The organism is Clostridium mucosae (assembly GCF_024622765.1).
Lineage (GTDB): Bacteria > Bacillota > Clostridia > Clostridiales > Clostridiaceae > Clostridium.
Genome location: NZ_JANKAF010000002.1, coordinates 162,474 through 183,820, shown reverse-complemented (window position 1 = coordinate 183,820; position 21,347 = coordinate 162,474). Strand labels below are relative to the sequence as shown.

At 27.4% G+C, this 21,347-nt stretch carries 19 protein-coding genes and 1 other annotated feature; of the genes, 13 read left to right on the top strand and 6 right to left on the bottom strand.

The features are described 5' to 3' along the window. The first annotated feature begins 154 nt into the window (after nt 1-154). The gene (gene aspS, locus NSA50_RS04170) at nt 155-1,441 is read left to right on the top strand and encodes an aspartate--tRNA(Asn) ligase (protein ID WP_257443206.1); all 1,287 of its coding nucleotides are present in this window, start codon (nt 155-157) and stop codon (nt 1,439-1,441) included. 50 nt (nt 1,442-1,491) lie between these two features. Here aspS and NSA50_RS04165 read toward each other — a convergent pair whose 3' ends face one another. The 3 genes from NSA50_RS04165 to NSA50_RS04155 are packed head-to-tail and all read right to left on the bottom strand — an operon-like array spanning nt 1,492 to nt 2,611. Next, nucleotides 1,492-2,073: a manganese catalase family protein gene (locus NSA50_RS04165; protein ID WP_195264918.1), complete on the bottom strand. Its 582-nt coding sequence runs from the start codon at nt 2,071-2,073 to the stop codon at nt 1,492-1,494. Next, nucleotides 2,073-2,336, bottom strand: coding sequence for a spore coat protein CotJB (locus NSA50_RS04160; RefSeq protein WP_195264916.1), 264 nt, complete (start codon nt 2,334-2,336; stop codon nt 2,073-2,075). The genes NSA50_RS04165 and NSA50_RS04160 overlap by 1 nt, the downstream gene beginning before the upstream one ends. Then, nucleotides 2,336-2,611, bottom strand: a complete 276-nt coding sequence (locus tag NSA50_RS04155; protein WP_195264914.1) for a spore coat associated protein CotJA — start codon at nt 2,609-2,611, stop codon at nt 2,336-2,338. The genes NSA50_RS04160 and NSA50_RS04155 overlap by 1 nt, the downstream gene beginning before the upstream one ends. Before the next feature lie 412 nt (nt 2,612-3,023). Here NSA50_RS04155 and NSA50_RS04150 point away from each other — a divergent pair, with 412 nt between their 5' ends. The 8 genes from NSA50_RS04150 to NSA50_RS04115 all read left to right on the top strand — a co-directional run bounded on the left by NSA50_RS04150 (nt 3,024) and on the right by NSA50_RS04115 (nt 11,467). Then, complete coding sequence (locus tag NSA50_RS04150) at nt 3,024-4,382, top strand: FAD-binding oxidoreductase (RefSeq protein ID WP_257443203.1); 1,359 nt, start codon at nt 3,024-3,026, stop codon at nt 4,380-4,382. 63 nt (nt 4,383-4,445) lie between these two features. Beyond that, entirely contained in the window at nt 4,446-5,210 is a 765-nt protein-coding gene (locus NSA50_RS04145) for an EFR1 family ferrodoxin (RefSeq protein ID WP_195264910.1), read from the top strand. A 190-nt stretch (nt 5,211-5,400) separates the two neighbouring features. Further along, nucleotides 5,401-6,267 carry a tRNA 2-thiocytidine biosynthesis TtcA family protein gene (locus NSA50_RS04140; RefSeq protein WP_195429307.1) on the top strand — a complete coding sequence of 289 codons (867 nt, stop codon included), beginning with the start codon at nt 5,401-5,403 and terminating at the stop codon, nt 6,265-6,267. Nucleotides 6,268-6,903: 636 nt separating this feature from the next. Further along, nucleotides 6,904-7,092, top strand: a complete 189-nt coding sequence (locus NSA50_RS04135; RefSeq protein WP_257443199.1) for a DUF4250 domain-containing protein — start codon at nt 6,904-6,906, stop codon at nt 7,090-7,092. 19 nt (nt 7,093-7,111) lie between these two features. Then, the gene (locus NSA50_RS04130) at nt 7,112-7,237 is read left to right on the top strand and encodes a hypothetical protein (RefSeq protein WP_257443197.1); all 126 of its coding nucleotides are present in this window, start codon (nt 7,112-7,114) and stop codon (nt 7,235-7,237) included. A gap of 53 nt (nt 7,238-7,290) precedes the next feature. Next, entirely contained in the window at nt 7,291-9,027 is a 1,737-nt protein-coding gene (locus NSA50_RS04125) for a putative bifunctional diguanylate cyclase/phosphodiesterase (protein ID WP_195429309.1), read from the top strand. A 144-nt stretch (nt 9,028-9,171) separates the two neighbouring features. Continuing rightward, complete coding sequence (locus NSA50_RS04120) at nt 9,172-10,548, top strand: MATE family efflux transporter (protein ID WP_195429311.1); 1,377 nt, start codon at nt 9,172-9,174, stop codon at nt 10,546-10,548. A gap of 31 nt (nt 10,549-10,579) precedes the next feature. Then, nucleotides 10,580-10,811: a binding site (T-box leader), on the top strand. A gap of 125 nt (nt 10,812-10,936) precedes the next feature. After that, on the top strand, nt 10,937-11,467 hold the full coding sequence (locus NSA50_RS04115) for a tryptophan transporter (protein WP_374940962.1): 531 nt from the start codon (nt 10,937-10,939) through the stop codon (nt 11,465-11,467). A gap of 57 nt (nt 11,468-11,524) precedes the next feature. Here NSA50_RS04115 and NSA50_RS04110 read toward each other — a convergent pair whose 3' ends face one another. Continuing rightward, a complete protein-coding gene (locus NSA50_RS04110; protein WP_257443195.1) occupies nt 11,525-12,271 on the bottom strand; it encodes a polysaccharide deacetylase family protein in 747 nt (248 codons plus the stop codon). A gap of 321 nt (nt 12,272-12,592) precedes the next feature. Here NSA50_RS04110 and NSA50_RS04105 point away from each other — a divergent pair, with 321 nt between their 5' ends. The 4 genes from NSA50_RS04105 to dut all read left to right on the top strand — a co-directional run bounded on the left by NSA50_RS04105 (nt 12,593) and on the right by dut (nt 17,596). Further along, nucleotides 12,593-13,870 carry a uracil-xanthine permease family protein gene (locus NSA50_RS04105; protein WP_257443191.1) on the top strand — a complete coding sequence of 426 codons (1,278 nt, stop codon included), beginning with the start codon at nt 12,593-12,595 and terminating at the stop codon, nt 13,868-13,870. A gap of 259 nt (nt 13,871-14,129) precedes the next feature. Further along, nucleotides 14,130-16,256, top strand: coding sequence for a sensor domain-containing protein (locus NSA50_RS04100; protein WP_257443188.1), 2,127 nt, complete (start codon nt 14,130-14,132; stop codon nt 16,254-16,256). Nucleotides 16,257-16,351: 95 nt separating this feature from the next. Then, nucleotides 16,352-17,011, top strand: a complete 660-nt coding sequence (locus tag NSA50_RS04095; protein WP_195264895.1) for a SpaA isopeptide-forming pilin-related protein — start codon at nt 16,352-16,354, stop codon at nt 17,009-17,011. Between the two features lie 144 nt (nt 17,012-17,155). Then, nucleotides 17,156-17,596, top strand: coding sequence for a dUTP diphosphatase (gene dut / locus NSA50_RS04090; protein WP_195264893.1), 441 nt, complete (start codon nt 17,156-17,158; stop codon nt 17,594-17,596). 79 nt (nt 17,597-17,675) lie between these two features. Here dut and NSA50_RS04085 read toward each other — a convergent pair whose 3' ends face one another. Beyond that, nucleotides 17,676-19,595, bottom strand: coding sequence for an ABC-F family ATP-binding cassette domain-containing protein (locus NSA50_RS04085; protein WP_195264891.1), 1,920 nt, complete (start codon nt 19,593-19,595; stop codon nt 17,676-17,678). 431 nt (nt 19,596-20,026) lie between these two features. Then, a complete protein-coding gene (locus NSA50_RS04080) occupies nt 20,027-21,244 on the bottom strand; it encodes a 6-phosphofructokinase (protein ID WP_195264889.1) in 1,218 nt (405 codons plus the stop codon). Nucleotides 21,245-21,347: the final 103 nt, after the last annotated feature.

Below are 21,347 nucleotides of genomic sequence, written 5' to 3'. Positions count from 1 at the left end.
TTATATTTATAAAGTTAAAAAAGGGTGGCACCGCGAAGTTTTATCGCCCCTTGAGCATACTTTGTTCAAGGGGCTATTTTTTTATCAATAACTAATTAAGATTAATAGGTTTAAACTATAAAAATAATTATAAAATAGTGAAAGGAAAGTAGATATGAAAAGAGTATTAATTAATGATATTCCTAATTTTATAGAAAAAGAAATTAAAATAGAAGGATGGTTATATAGAATAAGAAAGTTAAAATCAATAACTTTTTTGATAATAAGAGATAGATCTGGATTGGTACAATGTGTTATAGAAAATAATAAAATTGATTTAAACTCATTAAAACTTGAATCTGTAGTATCAATCATTGGAATAGCTAAAGATAGTAATAATTCGCTAAATCCATTTGAAATATTAGTTGAAAAATTTCAAATAATAAGTGAAGCACAGGAACTTCCAATAGAAATAAACAAAAAAGAGTTAGATCTAAATTTAGACACTATATTAAACAATAGAGCAATTAGTATAAGACATGAAAAAGTTAATTCTATATTTAAAATACAAAATATAATGGTTCAAAGCTTCAGAGAATTTTTAATAAATAGAGGATTTACAGAAATATTTACACCTAAAATAGTTGCTGAAGGAGCAGAAGGTGGAACAGAAGTGTTTAAATTAGAGTATTTTGAAAAAACTGCTTATCTTGCGCAAAGTCCTCAGTTTTATAAGCAAATGATGGTAGGAGCTGGATTTGAAAGGGTTTTTGAAGTTGCTCATGTATATAGAGCTGAGCAGCATAATACAAGTAGACATTTGAATGAATATATAAGCATGGATTTGGAAATGGGATTTATTGATGATGAGTTTGAAATAATGAACTTAGAGGAAGAATTAATAAAGTTTATATTAAAGACTGTAGAAGAAAAAGGAAGAAAATATTTAGAAATATTAAATGTTAATTTGCCTAAAATAGGAGATAGTATACCGAGAATTGAACTTAATGAGGCAATAGAAATATTAAAAAATGTATATGCTAAGAAAGATTTAAATGGAGATTTAGACCCAGAAGGAGAAAAACTAATATGTAAATATGCACAAGAAAAGTATGGATGTGACTTTATCTTTTTAACAAATTATCCAAGGAGTAAGAGACCGATGTATACAATGCCTTTTGAAGAAAATGGAACTAGAAGTTTTGATTTACTTTTTAAAGGTGTTGAAATAACAACAGGCGGACAGAGAATTAATGACTATAATATGTTGATAAAAAGTATAAAAAGCAAAGGATTAAATCCCAAAAATTATGAAAGCTATACAGATATATTTAAATATGGAATGCCAAAGCATGGAGGATTAGCAATAGGATTAGAAAGAATTACATCTCAATTATTAAATTTAGAAAATGTTAGAGAGGCATCGCTTATTCCTAGGGATAGAACTCGCATAATACCTTAATTAATAAATGAGTTAAAAATAAGGGACTACCTTTTAAGGTAGTCCTGATACTATTTTTCTTTACAAAAGTCTGTAAGATTAGTATTATCTTGTACATCCATTAAAGCTTCACCAAATCTTTGATAGTGCACAACTTCTCTTTCTCTTAGGAATCCTAATATTTTTTTTATTTCAGCATCATCTGTCAAGTTCATTAACCATTCATAAGTTGCTCTAGCTTTTTGTTCAGCTGCCATATTTTCATGCAAATCTGCAATTACATCACCTTTAGCTTGGATATAAGTAGCAGTCCAAGGATTTCCAGTAGCATCAGTGTAGAAAGTAGCTTTTCCATGATCAGCATAATGACCATCCATGCCAGCAGCTTTAATTTGCTCTATTGATGCATTTTCCATAATTTGATGAGCCATTGTAGCTATTATTTCTACGTGAGCCATCTCTTCTGTTCCTATGTCAGTTAATAGTGCTTTAGATTTATTTGTAGGCATTGAATATCTTTGATTTAAATATCTAAGAGCAGCACTAAGTTCTCCATCTGGGCCACCATATTGAGTTATAAGAACCTTAGCCATTTTTAAGTCTGTTGATTTTAAGTTTACAGGGTGTTCTAATGTTTTAACATAATACCACATTAATTTTTTCCTCCTTTCATGTTTTCCCAAGGCCATGGACTATTAACCCAAGCTTCAGGATTTTGGAAGTAAGAAGAACCAAAGTTGGTTAATGGACCATATTGTTTTTCATATTCCCAAATTGTCTTTTTTAGTTCACAAGATATCACTTCATAATCATGTTTTGCTTTTTCACAATCAGGAAAATTATCTAAATATAAATTTAAATCCACAACAAAAAATTGTAATTTTTGTATTTTTTCTAGGTAGTCTTCACGTCTCATTATCTATGTCCTCCTTTAATATATTGAACATCACAATAAGGACTATATAAGTCTTTAAATATTGTTCCAGCAGCAAATGCATCCTCTATATTAAATAAATTTTCATATGGTTGAAGTGCAATAAATGCCTTAGCATATACAGGGGGATTAAAAACCTTATATGATTCACGACAGTTTTTACTTGTATCTGGACAAGATATATCACAATAAATCTTGCTAGGGTCTTTTACACAATCATTACATTTTTCACAATCATCATCTTTACGATAGTACATAAATTAACATCCTTTCATTTATCATCTATATTTATAAACTATGTAGAAAAAAGTAGAAATGTGATAAAAAATAAATAAAAAATAAAAAGGATTTAAAAATAGTTAAATATTTGTAGATATATTAGATGGAAAATAAAGATATTTAATAAATAATGTTGAATATTTTAGAAGTGTGTTCAAGTAAAATTAAGACCAAAATGAGAATTATATTAATTCGTAATTTGCCTAAGAAGAGTAAAGCTTTGAAAAAATATTAAAATTTTTTTTTGATAATTTATATTATTGAAAAAATCATAATTATGAATGAATTTTATTATGACTCTTTTTATTGATTTTAAGGAATGATATGTTATCATCTTATATATAAAATAATTTACAAAAGTTATAAAAATAATATACAGAAGGTGATTAAATGAGAAATGTTGATTATTCAGGATTAACTGGCAAGATAATTACCAAAGAAAGTTTTGAATATGAAGAAAGTAGATTAGCTTGGAATAGAGCTATTGAAAAATATCCATTAGTAATTATATATTGCCATAATGATGAAGATGTTATTAATGCAATACTATGGGCTAGAAAGAATTCTATAGAAATAAGAGTAAGATCTGGAGCACATAGTTATGAAGGATATTCAACTGGTAATGATGTAGCTGTTATAGATATAAGTAAAATGGATGAAATTAATATAGATGAAAATAATGGTTTTGTAAAAATAGGAGGTGGAGTAAGAAATAGAGAAATATATGAATCGCTAGGAAGTAGGAATTATGCATTTCCAGGAGGGGGATGTCCAACTGTAGGTGTAGCAGGTCTAGTACTTGGTGGTGGCTGGGGATATTCAAGCAGATTTCTAGGGTTAGCATGTGATAGTTTACTTGAAGTTGAAATGATAAATTATGAAGGAAAAAAATTAATACTTAATGAACAATCAAATAGTGATTTATTCTGGGCTTGTAAAGGTAGTGGAGGATGTAATTTTGGGATTATAACTTCAATGACTATAAAGTTAAAAGAAAAAATTAAAATGGGCACGTTAATCAATATAAATTATCCTAATATTACTAATGAAGATAATATTAAAGTTATTGAGATTCTTCAAGAATTATATAAAAATTTAGATAGAAGAATGAATTTAAAAACTGCAATATATAATTCAGCTGAAAGAGGAAGAGGAGTTAAACTTACAGGATTATTTTATGGAAGTTCCAATGAAGCAAGAGAAATACTTAAACCTTTAGAAGATATAACAACTTCAATTGAGCTTAAAGTAGAGGATATGAGCATATTAGAATGTAATAGATGGATTCAAGATAGTCATCCTGATTATGAAAAGTATAAGTCAACAGGAAGGTTTGTATATAGAGACTATAATAATAACGAAATAAAAAAACTTATAGAAATAATAGATAATCCAACAGAAGGATCATATTATACTGCAATATCATTTTATGGAGCTGGAGGAGCAATTGCTGATGTAAATAAATTAGATACAGCATATTATTATAGGGATGCTAAGTTTATAATGGGAATTCAATCCGTTTGGGAAAAAGATGAATATGCAGATATAAATAAGGAATGGGTTAAGAGTAACTTTAGAGCAATAGAAAGGCTAACAGAAGGATCTTTTGTTAATTTTCCTTTAGATGAATTAGATAATTACGAAAAAGAATATTATGGAGAAAATATTAAAAGATTAAAAGAGATTAAAAAACAATATGATCCATATAATGTTTTTAATTATCCTCAAGTTATTAAAAGTGAAAAATAGAAATTTACTCAATTAGTTTTATAATTATTTATAGATTATACAAAGTAGGATAGGGGATTATTTATGAAAATTTATTATTTTTCTTCAACTGGGAATAGTTTATATGTCTCAAAGAAAATAAAAGAAGCATTAGATGAATATGTAGAATTAATATCTATGACGAAAGCATTAAGAGATAATGATTTTATTTGTGATGATGATACAGTTGGGTTTATATATCCAATACATTCTGGTTCTTTACCTATAATAACTTTAGAATTATTAAGTAAATTAAAATTAAAGAAAAATTCCTATGTTTTTGCAGTAGGGGTATCTGGTGGAGGAGAAGCAAAAAGTAGCTTTGCCCATATAAATGAAATAATTAAAGATACGAATACTTTATCAAATTTTGTATGTATAAAATATATTTCTAACTATATAAGAGCAGGTAGAAATCCAAGTGAAAAAAGAGCTATTGAAGCAATTGAGAAAAATGAAAAAATTTTAGAAGATTTTATTAATGAAATTAAAGAAAGAAAAATTAAAAAATGCAATTATAAATTTGGATTAAATAAGATCCTTTATTCAATGTGGAAAAATGTGTATAAAAGTAAGGATAAAAATTTTAATGTTAATAGTGACTGTATTGGATGTGAAATTTGTAAGAAGGCATGTCCTGCAGATAATATTATAATGAAAAATAGTATTCCAACTTGGAAAGGTAATTGTACAGACTGTATGGCATGTATAAATTTATGCCCTAAAAAAGCTATAAATATAGGAAAAAGTACAGTAAAGAAAAATAGATATAAGAATCCATATATAGAAATAAATGAACTGATAAGTTAATTAAAGTAAAATATTATATATAGGTGTTGGAAAGTTTTCTAATAATTGAAATGTAGAATGTGAAATTTAAAATTTCTTTAGTTTTAATTGTACATTCTACATTTTTAATTGTGCTAACTCCATATTTATGTAAAGACAATAAGTTTAAAAAGTGATATAATTGAAAAGGATTATTAAATGAGGTGATAAAATGAGTAGTATAGCAGGTAAAGGCTGCGAGAGACTAATTCCTACTGAAGAAAAAAAGCCTTTAGAAGAAATAGAGCGTAGCCTTGTTAAAAAATATAGAAAACATATTTGGACTAAGTTTGTAAGAGCTGTCAAAGATTATAATCTTGTAGAAGAGGGAGATAAGATTGCAGTAGCTATTTCTGGTGGTAAAGATTCGCTACTTATGGCTAAGTGTTTCCAAGAGCTTAAAAAACATGGACAAATGAACTTTGAATTAGAATTTATAGCAATGGATCCAGGATATCATCCACAAATAAAAGAATTACTTATAGAGAATTGTAACCATCTTGGAATACCAGTACATATATATGAGGGAAAAGTTTTCGAAGTTATAGATAAGATGGCAAGAGATTATCCATGTTATCTTTGTGCAAGAATGAGAAGAGGATCTCTTTATAGTAAAGCAAGAGAACTTGGATGTAACAAGTTAGCACTAGGACATCATTACAATGATGTTATAGAAACTACATTATTAAATGTGCTTTATGCAGGTAATTTTAAAACTATGCTTCCTAAATTTAAGGCAGCTAATTTTGAAGATATGGAGCTTATAAGACCGCTTTATTATGTAGAAGAAGAGTATATAAAGAGATTTACTAATAATGCAGGAATTTGGCCATTAAATTGTGCATGTATGGTTGCAGCTGAGAAAATAGGAAATAAGAGATATGAGATAAAAGAATTAATAAAAGAGCTTAAGAAAAATTTTGATGGCGTTGAAAAATCAATATTTAAGGCAGCTGAAAATGTTAATTTAGACTCTATACTTGGTTGGGAAAAAGATGGTATAAAGACAAAGTATTTAGAAGTTTACGATGAAGAATAATTAAAGTTTTATAATAAAGATATTATGTAAGAAAGATTGTCTACATAATATCTTTATTTTTTTATGAAATAATAATTTATTAAATTGAATATAGAATAATTAAAAAATAGATAATGAATACTAATAATATAATGGAGGTGAAAGCTAATGGCTAAGAAACATCAAGAAGCAAGTTGGGAGAAGAATGGATATAAATCTCCAAAGAAAAGTGAAGCTTCTAAAGTACCAGAAGTTAAATAATTAATTAAATAAAGCTTGTATAAGGAGCTGTTGCAGAATGCTATTTAATTTAAGATGTAGAATATAAAATTTAAAATTTCGGTGATATTTCGTACTGAAATATTTAAATTTATATTATTTTAAAAATACTTTCAGTAGTTTTTACCCTCATTCTACATTATAAATTCTGCATTTTTAATCTGGCAACAGCTCCTTAGCTTTTATAAAAAAATAGTTGAAACATATAAAAATAATATAATTAATTACGATAATAAAAAAGTAAATTATTATTCTATATTTATCTTAATAAATATACAAAAAGATGTATAATGTACTTTTTTTATTAAAAGATATATGGTATATTTTATTTAAGATTCCAAATATATAGAAATTGTATATATAAAAAGGAGAAATAGTATGGATAGAGAAAGCATTTTATCTATGGATCCTAATATTCTATTAAGTATGATAAATATGAAATTAAGAGATTTCTACTCTGATTTATCATCATTATGTGAAGATATAGGGGTAACAGAAGAAGAAATAAAAAACAAATTAAGTTCAATAGGATATAAATATGAAAGAGATCAAAATCAATTCAAATAATGGGTAGGAGGAACAATTTATGAAAATGAAAAGCTTGGGTAAGTTAGCGGTAGTTGTAGCTGCTGGAGCTGCTTTAGTTGCAACATTAATAAATGATAATAAAGAAAAATCAAAAGATGAAGCGAAAGTAGAAGAAAATAAATAAGTTTTAAATTATATAATAAATATAAAAATATACTTTGAGAAGGATTTAAATATATGATTAGGGAAAATAGTTATAACATGGATGTTGGTTCCCTTAACGATAAGACTTCGAATAATCTTAAAGATAGACAAAAAGAGTTTTTATTAAATTCAAAAGAATCTTTTATTAGGTCTATTAAAGGACTATTTATTTCTGTAAATAAAGAAGAAGATTTAATAATGCTTTATGGGAACAATAAAGAAATTACAGGATACAAAGATGATTTTAGTATAATAACTTTTGATGAGTGTAGAAGCTACTTTCGCCAAGATTATTTTGATATATTAATTGATGGTATAAAAAATAATTTAGAAGAAATTGAAGTTAGGATGACTAATATTTTAGGGGAAGATATATGGATTAGTGTTAAAGGCCAGTCAAGAAATAGTAATAAAGGCGAATTTTTAGGGTTTGAAGGATATGTTCATAATATAACAAGAGAAAAAGAGGCACATTTAAAGTTAGAGTATATTAGTTATTATGATGAATTAACTGGATTAAATAATAGAAAGCAATTCAAAAATATTATAGAGAAAGAACTTGAGAAGCACATTATTTCAGAATCTAGAGGAGCATTAATAATTATAGATATAGATAATTTTAAGTTTATAAATGACTCTTATGGGCATAAATGCGGAGATATATTTTTGGAGAATTTTTCAGAAGACTTAAAGAAAATATTTAATGATGATCAATTGTTATGTAGATTTGGTGGAGATGAATTCTTAATATTTATTTCATCTATAAGTTACTTAAATGAAATAAATGCTACGGTAAGAAAAATTATGGAAATATTAAAAAATCCATATGACATAAATGGTCATAAAATTTATTCTTCAACAAGTATAGGAGTATCAGTTTTCCCTGATGATGGTGAAAATTTTGAAGTGCTGCTTAAAAATGCTGATGCTGCAATGTATATAGCTAAAAGCAATGGTAAAAATCAATGGCAAATGTTTAATAATAACATATCAAGAGAGATAAATAGAATTTACTCAATTCAAAGAGGTCTTAGAACTGCATTAGATAATAATGAGATGTTTGTTGTGTTTCAGCCTAAAGTGAGGCTTACAGATGATGAAGTAAATGGATTTGAAGCATTACTTAGATGGAAAAGTGATGAAATAGGCTTTGTTAGTCCTGGAGAGTTTATTCCTGTAGCTGAAAATACAAGGCTTATAATACCAATAGGAAAATTTGTATTAAGAGAAGTTTTTGCAAAGGTAAAATATCTATTATTAGAAGGCTATGATAACTTTAAAATAGCAGTTAATTTATCTGAAATACAATTACGAGATGGTGATTTATTAGAATACTTTAATTCTTTGATAGATGAGTTTAATGTCCCTCCTAAGTACATAGAAGTAGAAATAACTGAAAGTATGATAATGAAATCAGTAGATAAGAACATAGAGTGTTTATTACAAATAAAAGAATTAGGTGCTTCCATTGCTTTAGATGATTTTGGAACTGGATATTCTTCCTTGAATCATTTAACTAAGTTGCCAATAGATGTTTTAAAAATTGATAGAAGTTTTGTTATTGATATGTCTGAAAATGACAAAAGTAGGTACATAGTAGAAAATATTATTCAATTGTCACATAAACTTGGCATGACAGTTGTTGCTGAAGGTGTAGAAGAAAAAGAGCAAGTAGATTATTTAAGAAGTATAGAATGTGATACAGTACAAGGTTTTTATTATAGTAAACCTGAGCATTTTGAAAATATAATAAATATGCTAAGTAAATAAAGGATTACCTAGGTAATCCTTTAAGTTTTATTAAGAATATTTAATATTCAAAAAAAGTGAATAAATAAATATAAGTATATTGAAAAAAGATACTACTAAATATATAATTTGAAGATAAATAATATCATAAATAAGGAGGTACATATGAAAAAATCAGTAGATTTAGTGTCAGGAAATATATTTAATGTACTACTAAAATTGTCTGTACCGATTTTAGGCACATCTTTCATACAAATGGCTTACAATATGATAGATATGATGTGGGTAGGCAGAATAGGTAGCGAGTCAGTAGCAGCAGTAGGAACAGCAGGTTTCTTCACTTGGTTTGGAAGCGCACTTGTATTTATATCCAAAATAGGAGCCGAAATAGGTGTTGCTCAAGCAATAGGAAAGAAAGATGTTAAGGAAAGAAATAAATTTATATATAATAGTTTATTTATTAATATAGTAATGGCAATATTATATACGATTATTTTAATAGTTTTTAAAAATCAACTAATAGGATTCTTTAATTTAGGAGATGAAAGCATAATAAAAATGTCTATAGACTACTTAATTGTAGTGTCATTTGGAATGATATTTAGCTTTTTAAATCCATTATTTACAGGTATCTTTAATGCTGCTGGTAGTAGCAAAATTCCTTTTTTGATAAATGCTATTGGACTAGCTTTTAATATAATATTTGACCCAATATTGATATTTGGACTTTGGGGATTCCCAAAGCTTGGAGTGATTGGAGCAGCCCTAGCAACTATTAGTGCACAAGCTATTGTTACTATTATATTTATAATATCATTTATAAAAAATGGATATAGCTTAAGTTTGAAAAATAAGAAGTATTTGGATAAAAGTTATATGTATAGAATATGTAAATTTGGGATTCCAACGGCACTTCAAAATTGCTTGTTTTCAGTTTTTGCTATGATAATTGGAAGAGTAATTGCATCATGGGGGCCAGTAGCAATTGCAGTTCAAAAGGTTGGATCACAAATAGAAGCAATATCATGGATGACAGCAGAAGGTTTTGCAGCAGCATTAACAGCTTTTGTAGGACAAAATTATGGAGCAAATAGATGGGACAGGATATTAAAGGGATATAAAGCAACAATGGTTATGGCAACTTTGGTAGGAATTTTTTCTACTATACTGTTAGTATTTGCAGGAGGAAGCGTTTTTTCAGTATTCATACCTGAAGCTGAAGCAATTTCACAAGGTGCTATATATCTTAAAATCTTAGGATATTCCCAATTATTTATGTGCATAGAAATTACAACAGCAGGAGCATTTTCAGGTCTTGGAAATACAGTTACGCCATCTTGGGTTAGTATATTGTTTACTGGTCTTAGAATACCTCTTGCAATATTATTAAGCAGTATACCTTCACTTGGAATAAACGGAGTTTGGTGGAGTATAAGTTGTACAAGTATAATCAAGGGATTATTATTATTGGGATTATTTATTTTTATGGTAATAGTTCCGAATAGAAAAAAATTCCTTGAAATTGTTGACAATTATGAATAGATAGCATAGTATATTATTAAATTAATAATTAACTAATCCTTTGATGAGGAAGAGTAGCTATTATGTAAGGTTTCAGAGAGCCGAAGATGGTGTGATTTCGGTACTATAACAAATAGTGAATGGGCCTCGGAGGAGTGATACGAAATTTTATTAAAGTAGTTGATCCGTAAGTCCCACGATATAGGGAATAGGGTATATTAGTACCTGATGAGAGAGGCTTTTAAAGCAATTTAGGTGGCAACGCGGATAATATCGTCCTATACATTTTTGTATAGGGCGTTTTTTATTTAAAATTAAAGTAATGTTTAAAGGAGCTGGTAATTATGTTATGAAGTAGAGGGGACAAACTATTTTGATATAAATTTATTTTAAAAAGGAGATTTTGAATATGAATAGAAATATGAATGTAAAAAAAATGATACTAAATGCAATATTAATAGCTATTGGAGCTCTATTACATCAAATAACACCAGCTTTAGGTTTACCTATGCAACCAGATTTTGCGTTAGCAATGTTATTTATAATCATAATAATAAATAATGATTATAAGACTTCTTTAATATCAGGTATTATAATGGGAGTATTAACTGCGCTTACTACAAAATTCCCAGGTGGACAACTACCAAATATTATAGATAAAGTTGTGACAGCAAACGTAATGTATTTTATATTTAAATTAATAGGAAATAGACTAAGCAATAATATAAAAATGCTAATAGCTTTAAGTTTTGGAACTATAGTAAGTGGACTAGTATTTTTAGGATCTGCAAGTTTATTAGTAGGTTTACCAGGATCTTTTGTTAGTCTAATTAGTATTGTTGTTATACCTGCTGCAATAATGAATGTATTCTTAGGCATGATATTATATAAGGCTATTGGAATAGCATTAAAAGCCACAGGTGTACTAATAAGTAAATAAGTTAAATTGTTAATTTAAAACTTTTAATAGGAGCTGTGCTTAGACAGCTCCCAAAAATTATTTCTTTGTTACTTTGTATAACTCTGGAGTATTTTCATCGATAGCTTTAAAAGTATATCCATTATCTTTATAATATTTAATTATAGAAGGTAAAGCTTTAGCGGAATTTTTATTTATATATGTACAGTGCATTAAAATTACAACAGTATCCTTATCTTGACTTTTACATGCTTTCTTTATTATGCATTCAGGAGATGAGTTAGGATTTGCACCATCGCCGCTATCGGTATTCCAGTCATATATTTTAAAATTATTTTCATGTAGTGTATCTACTAATTTTTGTGTTAACTTGTAAGATTGATTATTACATCCAAATGGAAATCTTAAAATATTATATTTTTCTCCTGTAACCTCATATAATGTTTCTTGATCTTGTTTCATTTCTTTTAAAAAACCTTCATTTCCACAATATAATTTATTTCTATTGTGGGAAAAACTATGAAGTCCAATACTATGACCTTCATTTTTCATTCTTAAAATAGTATTTTCTTGTCCTTTAATTTGGCATCCTATAACAAAAAAAGTGGCTGGAACATTTTCTGCTTTTAATGTATCTAAAACTTGAAGTGTAATTTTCCCTCCAGGACCATCATCAAAAGTAAGATATACTACTTTTTCCTGCCTACTCTCGTTAGATGAATCTTCTGTGATTTCTATGGCTTGAGTATTAGTAATAAATGAGAAAGATAATATAATAGCCATATAAATTGTAGATAACTTCTTTCTAAAATTTTTAAATTTCATATTAATATCCTCCTAAAACTTATTATGCTAGTACTAGTATTCCTAAAAATTCAAAGAATACAATATTTATTATATGGAAATTAAAATTTATATTGAAATAATAGTAAGTAGATGATATAATTTTGAAAAAAGAAAATTCATTCTTTAAATTAGTCCAGAGAGGCTCAAAAGAAGTAAAATTATTGTAGGATTATTATAACTTCTCTGGATATTTATAGAGAAGTTTTTTTATTTAAAAATACCTTTTTAAATTAGTCCAGAGAGGCTAGAAAAGGAGAAATAGGAATTTCTCCTTATTAATAAAAATAGGGAGGTCATTAAATGGCACAATATGTAGAGACGAAAGAAACAAATAGTTTAAGTAATGTGAAGAGAGGCTTACTAAAAAGCGTTTTAGGACTTCAACATTTAATAGCAATGTTTGGAGCAACGGTCTTAGTCCCTATAATAACAGGACTTGATCCATCAGTTGCTTTATTTTCAGCTGGAATAGGAACTATTATATTTCATTTATGTACTAAAGGTAAAGTTCCTGTGTTTTTAGGATCTTCATTTGCATTTATTCCGGTAATTGGTGCAGTTGCAACTCAATATGGTGATTTAAGATATGCTCAAGGTGGGATGTTTGTAGCAGGATTAATTTATGCTTTAGTCTCATTTATAGTAAAAAAAATAGGAGTATCTAAGATAAGAAGTATTTTGCCAGCACAAGTTGTTGGCCCGATGATAGTAGTTATAGGTGTAAATCTTATACCAACAGCTTTAGATATGGCAGGAGTAAATTCATTTATGGCTGGAAAAGCAGGTTCAGGAAAAGAATTAATAATAGCAATAATAACATTAGGACTAGCTTTATGCATAAAAAGATTTACTAAAGGGTTTATATCACAGTTATCTATAATAATTGCTGTAATAGTCGGCTATACATTAAGTTTAGTATTAGGACAAGTTGACATAACTGCAATTCAAAATGCAAGTTTTATAGCAGTACCAAAATTTACTTTGCCAAAGTTTGATTCAGGTGCGATAATGATAGTAGTTCCAGTTATACTTGCTGTTTTTATGGAGCATATAGGAGATATAACAACTAATGGTACTATAGTAGGAAAGAATTTTATTGAAGACCCAGGTCTAAATAGAACTTTATTAGGAGATGGTCTTGCTACTATGACAGCATCGCTTATAGGTGGACCTGCTAATACTACATACGGAGAAAACACAGGTGTATTAGCAATAACTAAAAACTATGATCCATCTATATTGAGATTAACAGCAGTTTTTGCAATAATATTAAGTTTTATAGATAAGTTTGGAGCGGTAATTAGAACTATACCTTCATCAGTCATGGGCGGAATAAGTATAATGTTATTTTCAATGATAGCATTAGTTGGAGTAAATACAGTTAGGAATGAAGGTGTAAAATTTAATATAAAGAATATAATAGTTATAATAACAATTATATTTATTGGATTATCAGGATTATTTATGCCAAAGGCTATAGGGATAAATATAACAGATACAGTAAGTATATCAGGTTTAAGTTTGTCAGCGCTTGTAGGTGTTACATTAAACATAATATTAACGAAGATATTTAAATAAATAATAAAAGAGTAAAATAGACGAATGTGACATATTTACATACGTCTATTTTTTTTAATTTTATCAAGTTAAAATTATGTTAATATGTGGAAGAATATGATAAAATATATAATTATTAGAATATAATTTTAAAGGAAGGGCACTGGTGATAATCTTGAAAAAAAGAAAAAAGAATAGTATTTTCATATTTACTACTCTGTGTTTAATTATATTAATAGTTAAAAGTAATTTTGATAATTTGACTTCATTATTATTTATCATGTTCTTTATTATTTTATTGTTAATGATTAGATTGATTTATACAAATAGGAAATATAAAAAGCTATATAAATTAGCAGAATCAAATAAGAGAAGATATAGAATGGCTATAGATGCATTGGAAGGTGCAATTTGGGAATGGAATAGTGAAAATAATAAATTATATATGTCTAAAAAGATGAAAGAGATTTTAAAAACTAATAATGACATAGAGAGCTTTGAAGAATGGTTTTCATTTATTGTTGAAGATGAAAGAGAAGATATAAAAATTTTCATTGAAAACATTATACATAATAGGATATTAGATAACTTTTTTTTAGAATCATCTATAATAGATTTTTCGGGAGAAAAGCTATTACTTAAAGTACAAGGAAAGGGAAAGATAAGAAATAATATTTTTTATTTGTCTGGATTTATTACAGATATAACTGAAAGAAAAAGAGTAGAAAATATGAATAAGGTTATAGAAAATAAGAATAGATTAGCTGTAGAGGGCTCTAAAGACATTGCATTTTGGTGGAATGTTAATCAAAACATTATATCAATTGATTATAGTATTAGAGAGTATTTAGAAATTAGAGGGGAAGGCGACGTACTAATTTCAGATAAAAGTTGGCAGAAGTTTATACTAGAAGATGATATTGATATATATAATAAGAAAATAGATAAGGTTCTAAATTCAAAAAAAGAAGAATTTTATTCTATAGAGTATAGAATATTAAGTAAGGATAATAGAGTTGTATGGCTTCAAAGTAAAGGAAAAAAGACATTAGAAAAGAATGGGGATTTATTTATTCATGGAGCTCTTTCCGATATAACGGATAGGAAGGAAAAGGAACTTGAAATTAATTATTTAAGTTTCAATGATGAAGTTACTGGGATTCCTAATAGAAGGTTTTTTGTAAGAGAGGTTACAAATCATATAAAAAACTATCCTAATGAAAAAATCGCATTTATTTTTATAGATTTAGATAACTTTAAATATGTCAATGATACATATGGGCATGATGCTGGAGATTTACTTTTAATTGAGTTTGCAAAAATTATTAATAATATGGAGATAAAAGATTCTCTTTTTGCTAGATATGGCGGAGATGAATTTATATTAGTGCAATATAATATACAAGAAAAGAATAAAATTAAATACATTTTAGATAATATAATAAAAAAGTTAAGTAATCCAATAATAATAAATGAAAAAGAAATTTTTTGTACATTAAGCATAGGGGTTAGCGTATATCCCATAGATGGGGGTGATATGCCTATTTTATTAAAAAGAGCAGACATGGCTATGTATCTTGCAAAAGTTAATGGAAAAAATAGATATGAGTTTTTTGACATAAAAATATTAGAAATTCTAAATAGAGAATTTGATATAGAAAAGGGATTAAGAGTTGCTGTAGATAATAACGAAATAAAAATGCTATATCAACCTAAGATTAAAGTAGATACGGAAGAGGTTATAGGGTTTGAATCGCTTGTAAGATGGAATAGTAAGTCCTTAGGACCAGTATCACCAAGTGAATTTATACCAATAGCAGAAAGTTCAGGGCTTATAATACCTATAGGAAAATACATAATAAATGAGAGTTTTAAAAAGTGCAAAGAATTAACATTAATAACTACTAAAAAGTTTAAAATGGCTATAAATTTATCAGAGGTGCAAATTAGAGATGAAGATATAGTTTCGTTTATATCTGAATCATTAAAATTCTATGATTTGAATTCTGAATATATAGAATTTGAAATTACAGAAAGTATAATAATGAAATCAGCAGAAAAAAATATAAACACATTAGAAAAATTAAAACATATAGGAGTTTCGTTGGCGTTAGATGATTTTGGAACAGGATATTCATCATTAAGTTATTTAAGAACTTTGCCTATAGATGTATTAAAGATAGATAAAAGTTTTATAGATGGAATAGTTGTTGAAGAAAAAAGTGAGTATATAATAAATAGTATTGTTGAACTTTCACACTACTTAAGCCTCTTAGTAGTTGCAGAGGGGGTTGAAACTAAAGAACAGCTAGATTTTTTAAAGAAAATTAGTTGTGATGTTATTCAAGGGTATTATTTTAGCAAACCTATTGAATTTGATGAAGCTGTTAAAATGATTTCTTCTTAAATAAAAAGTGTCTTTTGACACTTTTTTTTATTATTTTATCACCAAAATTATAGGTGAAGCATATTATGTAACTATATTATGCTTTGGAGGTATATATGAAAATAGTTATCGACGATCAATATCATAGTGATGAAAATAATAATAATAATGAAGATCAATATACTGTAGATGAAAATGGAAATTTAAATTTATTTATTCAAGTTGATGGGGAAGTTAGAGAGGATAACTCTACAGGAACTATTAATAGAGACAACATATGCAATAATCAAGAAGAAGAAATAATAGAAAGTGATTTTAGTGATCAAGTTTGTAGTGAGGGACAATATGAAAATCCTTATGACAGACTATATTCAAATATAGAAGATAAATTACAAGGTATCTCACAAGATAGCTCTCAATATAATCTACAAAATAATTATAATAATTATAATGAAGTGGAGGAAAAGGGTAGAATTGAAGTCATATCAAGGCTTGCAAGTAGAGAGGGTGTAGAGCTTAAGGGAGCAAGGATAAATTTATATTTATTAAATGGGATATCTCCTAAATTGTATAATTCAAAATTTACTGATGCAAATGGAAAAGTAGTATTCGATAATTTAGAAAATGGATGTTATAGGGTTATAGCAATAGTAGATAGAAGATTTTTTGAAAAGCCTTCATACTATACATGGAATGAAGTTACTATAGATAAAGATAATAAATCTGCAAATATATGTGTAGTAAATAAAATAAAATCTACTTATTACAGAAGATAGGATGGAGGAAAAATATTTATACACTTATAAAAAGAGATAAATTTAAGATTTAATTTATCTCTTTTTAATTTACCTAGAATAAGTATGGACATAAATAAGATTTACTTGTTACAATAGAATTAATATTTTGTTGGAGGAATACAAATGAATAAGTTAAAATTAAAAGTTCAAAAAATACATAATGAAGCTATAATTCCTAATTATGCACATAAAGGTGATGCTGGGTTAGATTTATACTCAGTAGAAGAGGTTTTAATTAATCCATCAGAAACAGCATTAATTAAAACTGGAATAAAGATAGAGTTACCACCTCAAACTGAAGCACAGGTTAGACCTAGAAGTGGATTAGCATTAAAACATGGAATTACTGTTTTAAATACACCAGGAACTATAGATGAAGGGTATAGAGGCGAAGTAGGTGTAGTATTAATAAACCATGGGAAGGAAGCCTTTATAGTTGAGAAAGGTATGAAAATTGCACAAATGGTAGTAAAACCAGTATGGTATGTTGAAGTGGATGAAGTAGAAGAGCTAAGTGAAACTGAAAGAGCGGAAGGTGGCTTTGGATCAACAGGAAAAAGATAAGTAACTTACAAGATATTACTAAAAATAGGAGCTGTCATAAGACAGCTCCTATTAAAATTAATAATTATGCAAAAGTGCTTTAATTAGATAACTTTTCCCATTCTTCATATAGGTTAGAGATTTTTTCCTCTAAGTCTCTTATTTCTTTATTAACTCTTCCGCTTTCAGAAGGATTAGAATAAATTTCTTCAAGGCAAAGTTCTTCTTGGAGAGACAACAATTTTTCTTCTCCTGTTGATATATCATCCTCTATTTTCTTTATTTTCAATTTTAAAGCTTTTTCTTCTTTTTCAATTTCTCTTTTTTTCTTCTTTTCATCTTTCAATTGAGTTTTAGTTTTTCCATTTGATAACTCTTCTAAAACTTCAAATCTATTAGGATTAATTTTCTTTTCTTGATAGTAACTATAATTTCCTAAAAATTCTTTAATGCCATCTTCGTTAAGCTCTAGGATTCTATTAATTACTTTATTTAGAAAGTATCTATCGTGGGATATAACCATTAATGTACCATCATAACTTAATAGAGCGTCTTCAAGAGCTTCTCTAGACATTATATCAAGATGGTTTGTTGGCTCGTCTAATAATAATAAATTAGACCTTGATAACATAAGCTTTAATAAATTAATCCTACATTTTTCTCCACCACTAAGAGTGTTAATTATTTTAAATACATCATCTCCAGTAAATAAGAATGATGCTAATGCACCTCTTAATTTAGATGTGGTTAAATTAGGGAATTCATCCCATACTTCATCTAAAATAGTCTTATCTAGGTTTAAATTAGATTGTTCTTGATCGTAATATCCAACATTTACATTTGTTCCAAGTATAACTTTACCACTATCAGGATTTAAGTTATCTAAAATAATTTTAAAGAGAGTTGTTTTACCACGACCATTTTCTCCAATTAATGCTACTTTTTCGCCTCTTTTAAGATCTAAATTAAGATTTGAAAAGAGCTTATTATCTCCATAGCTTTTAGCTAGATTTTCAATATGAAGAACATCATGCCCACTTTTGACAGAAGTTTCGAATTGAATTTTAGACGCTTCTTTTTCCTTATCAGGAGCATCTATTCTATCCATCTTTTCTAAGGCTTTTTCTCTACTTTCAGCAGCTCTTATACTTTTTTCTCTGTTAAAGCTTCTAAACTTTTCTATTATTGCTTCTTGTCTTTTAATCTCAGCTTGCTGAAGATTATAAGCTTTAAGTTGAGCTTCATAATTTTTCTTTCTTTGATCAATAAATTTAGTATAAGGAACATTATAACAATTAACATGACCGTTAATAACTTCAAAGGTATTGTTTGTAACGGCATCTAAGAAAAATCTATCATGTGATATTACTAAAACAGTTCCTTTATAATTTTTTAGATATTCTTCTAGCCATTCAATAGCTTCTAGATCAAGATGGTTAGTTGGCTCATCAAGCAAAATTATGTCTGGATTTTTTAATAGTAGTTTACAAAGTGAAACTCTGGTTTTTTGTCCACCACTAAGAGTGTTTATAATTTTATCAAAGTCTTCTTCTAGAAAACCAAGACCTTTCAATACTCTAGATATTTCACCCTTATATGTGTACCCGCCTTTATGAGAATATAAATCTTGAAGAGTAGTGTAATCTTTTATAATTTTTTCATGATAAGCTGCATTATCCTCGTTATAAGGTTCAGCCATTTTTATTTCTAATGAATGTAATCTCTCTTCAATATTAAGAAGCTCTTTAAATACTAAATTCATTTCATCATATATAGTATTATTCAAATCTAAATCAACGTGTTGAGTTAAATATCCTATAGTTCTATTTTTATCTATAAATATTTCACCAGAATCCTGTGATAATTCTTTAGATATTATTTTAAACAAGGTTGATTTTCCTTCTCCATTTCCGCCAATGATTCCAACCTTATCACCTTCATTGATTGAAAAAGTAATATCTTTTAGTACATCTCTTATTCCGTAACTTTTCGATATATCTTTACAGCTTAAAACTATCATTTCATCCTCCTATGATTATCTTATATATCAAATACATTTAAACTTATAAATTTCAATAATTCCAATTTTATTATACTCTAAGGTGTTAAGGTAAGCAAATACACAAACTTTTATGTTTAGTTATTAATAAAATAAAAATAGTATTATATGTATATAAGTAAAAGGTGGAGTCTCAGAAATTTATTTAATATAAAATTTATTCAATTTCAAGTAAGCTTTATTTCCTTAAAAAGTTAATTTATTATTTTTATAAAGGGGCTAACGAAACGTGAGCCCCTTTTAAACCACTGATTCTACTTGCTTAAAGATGTATTTAAACTTAAATAGAAATTTTGATCTATTATTTATATATGCGCAAAAAAAGGAAGTTCAATTAGAACTTCCATCTTTATAGGCCAATATCAAAATTTATTTTGATATTGCCATTTTTATTATTTTGATATTGTTTTAAATTTTGGTAAATGATTATCTATAACTAATGATGGAATTCCAGCAATAAGAGGTAAGAAGTAATCCAATGCTTCTTCTTTTATATGATTTCCTTCATCATTAATTAAATTCTTAGGAAAGTATTTAACATTATTAGCTATCTTATCTGCTTCTACAAGGAAGTGAGAAGTAGAATAAGGTGCGTTTGACTCTCTTTTTATAGCAACCATATATCCACTATTGCCTTCAAGTGCAAACTTTAATGCAGAGTATCCAGCTTCAAAAGCTTCATTTAAATCAATATCTGAAGAACAATGGATTGCACATCTTTGTAATACTCCTAATTCTAGAGATTTAACTCTAGATGTTATACCAGAATGTATTATTAAGTTTTTTAGGTATGAACCGACACCACCTAATTGTGCATGACCAAATTTATCATGAGCTTGCTTTTCAACTTCAGTTATAAACTTTCCTTCAGCATTTCTTATACCCTCTGAAACAACTATGAAAACTTTATTTTTTTCTTCAAATCTTTTTTTTACATCTAAAAGAAATTTTTCTATATCAAAAGCAACTTCAGGTAAATATATAAAATCTGCAACAGGCTCACCATTTATTCTAGCTGCGCAAGAAGAAGCTGCTAGCCAACCTGTATCTCTACCCATTGTTTCTAAAATAAATATTCCGTTATTTATGTAAACTGATGAATCTAAATATGTTTCTAGGGCTGTAGTTGCAATAAATTTTGCGGCACTTCCAAAACCAGGAGTATGATCAGTATACATTAAATCATTATCTATTGTTTTGGGAATACCAATAAACTTTATATCTATTCCAGTTTTTCTTGCATATTTGCCTAGTTTAGCAATGGTATCCATAGAATCATTACCACCTACATAAAAGAAGGCTTTTATGTCATTAACTTTCAATATATCTAAAAGCTTGTCATATTCTTCGCTTGATTCTTCTAAACTCTTCATTTTATATCTACAAGAACCTAAGCCAGAAGATGGTGTATACCTAAATGTATTTATTTCATCATCAGTAAAAGAAGATAATTCTATTATATTTCCTTTTAATATACCTTCTATTCCATTTAGACCGGCATATACTTTATCAAATGAACCTAAATCTTTATTTGCCTGCAATAAACCTACTACACTTGAATTAATAACAGATGTTGGACCTCCAGATTGAGCAATTATACAATTCGCCATTAAGTTACTCTCCTTTATATAAAACTACAAAATATGATATACTTTTTCAAATATTATATACTCTATTTAATAATATACAATAAAATTTGTCTTATTAAAAGTA

What these genes read in the sequence shown, in the direction of transcription:
- NSA50_RS04085 (WP_195264891.1), bottom strand. Translation starts at nt 19,595, where the DNA reads ATGATAGTTTTAAGCTGTAAAGATATATCGAAAAGTTACGGAATAAGA.
- dut (WP_195264893.1), top strand. Translation starts at nt 17,156, where the DNA reads ATGAATAAGTTAAAATTAAAAGTTCAAAAAATACATAATGAAGCTATA.
- NSA50_RS04150 (WP_257443203.1), top strand. Translation starts at nt 3,024, where the DNA reads ATGAGAAATGTTGATTATTCAGGATTAACTGGCAAGATAATTACCAAA.
- NSA50_RS04095 (WP_195264895.1), top strand. Translation starts at nt 16,352, where the DNA reads ATGAAAATAGTTATCGACGATCAATATCATAGTGATGAAAATAATAAT.
- NSA50_RS04125 (WP_195429309.1), top strand. Translation starts at nt 7,291, where the DNA reads ATGATTAGGGAAAATAGTTATAACATGGATGTTGGTTCCCTTAACGAT.
- NSA50_RS04130 (WP_257443197.1), top strand. Translation starts at nt 7,112, where the DNA reads ATGAAAATGAAAAGCTTGGGTAAGTTAGCGGTAGTTGTAGCTGCTGGA.
- aspS (WP_257443206.1), top strand. Translation starts at nt 155, where the DNA reads ATGAAAAGAGTATTAATTAATGATATTCCTAATTTTATAGAAAAAGAA.
- NSA50_RS04120 (WP_195429311.1), top strand. Translation starts at nt 9,172, where the DNA reads ATGAAAAAATCAGTAGATTTAGTGTCAGGAAATATATTTAATGTACTA.
- NSA50_RS04160 (WP_195264916.1), bottom strand. Translation starts at nt 2,336, where the DNA reads ATGAGACGTGAAGACTACCTAGAAAAAATACAAAAATTACAATTTTTT.
- NSA50_RS04100 (WP_257443188.1), top strand. Translation starts at nt 14,130, where the DNA reads ATGTTCTTTATTATTTTATTGTTAATGATTAGATTGATTTATACAAAT.
- NSA50_RS04115 (WP_374940962.1), top strand. Translation starts at nt 10,937, where the DNA reads ATGAATAGAAATATGAATGTAAAAAAAATGATACTAAATGCAATATTA.
- NSA50_RS04155 (WP_195264914.1), bottom strand. Translation starts at nt 2,611, where the DNA reads ATGTACTATCGTAAAGATGATGATTGTGAAAAATGTAATGATTGTGTA.
- NSA50_RS04110 (WP_257443195.1), bottom strand. Translation starts at nt 12,271, where the DNA reads ATGAAATTTAAAAATTTTAGAAAGAAGTTATCTACAATTTATATGGCT.
- NSA50_RS04080 (WP_195264889.1), bottom strand. Translation starts at nt 21,244, where the DNA reads ATGGCGAATTGTATAATTGCTCAATCTGGAGGTCCAACATCTGTTATT.
- NSA50_RS04165 (WP_195264918.1), bottom strand. Translation starts at nt 2,073, where the DNA reads ATGTGGTATTATGTTAAAACATTAGAACACCCTGTAAACTTAAAATCA.
- NSA50_RS04145 (WP_195264910.1), top strand. Translation starts at nt 4,446, where the DNA reads ATGAAAATTTATTATTTTTCTTCAACTGGGAATAGTTTATATGTCTCA.
- NSA50_RS04105 (WP_257443191.1), top strand. Translation starts at nt 12,593, where the DNA reads ATGGCACAATATGTAGAGACGAAAGAAACAAATAGTTTAAGTAATGTG.
- NSA50_RS04140 (WP_195429307.1), top strand. Translation starts at nt 5,401, where the DNA reads ATGAGTAGTATAGCAGGTAAAGGCTGCGAGAGACTAATTCCTACTGAA.
- NSA50_RS04135 (WP_257443199.1), top strand. Translation starts at nt 6,904, where the DNA reads ATGGATAGAGAAAGCATTTTATCTATGGATCCTAATATTCTATTAAGT.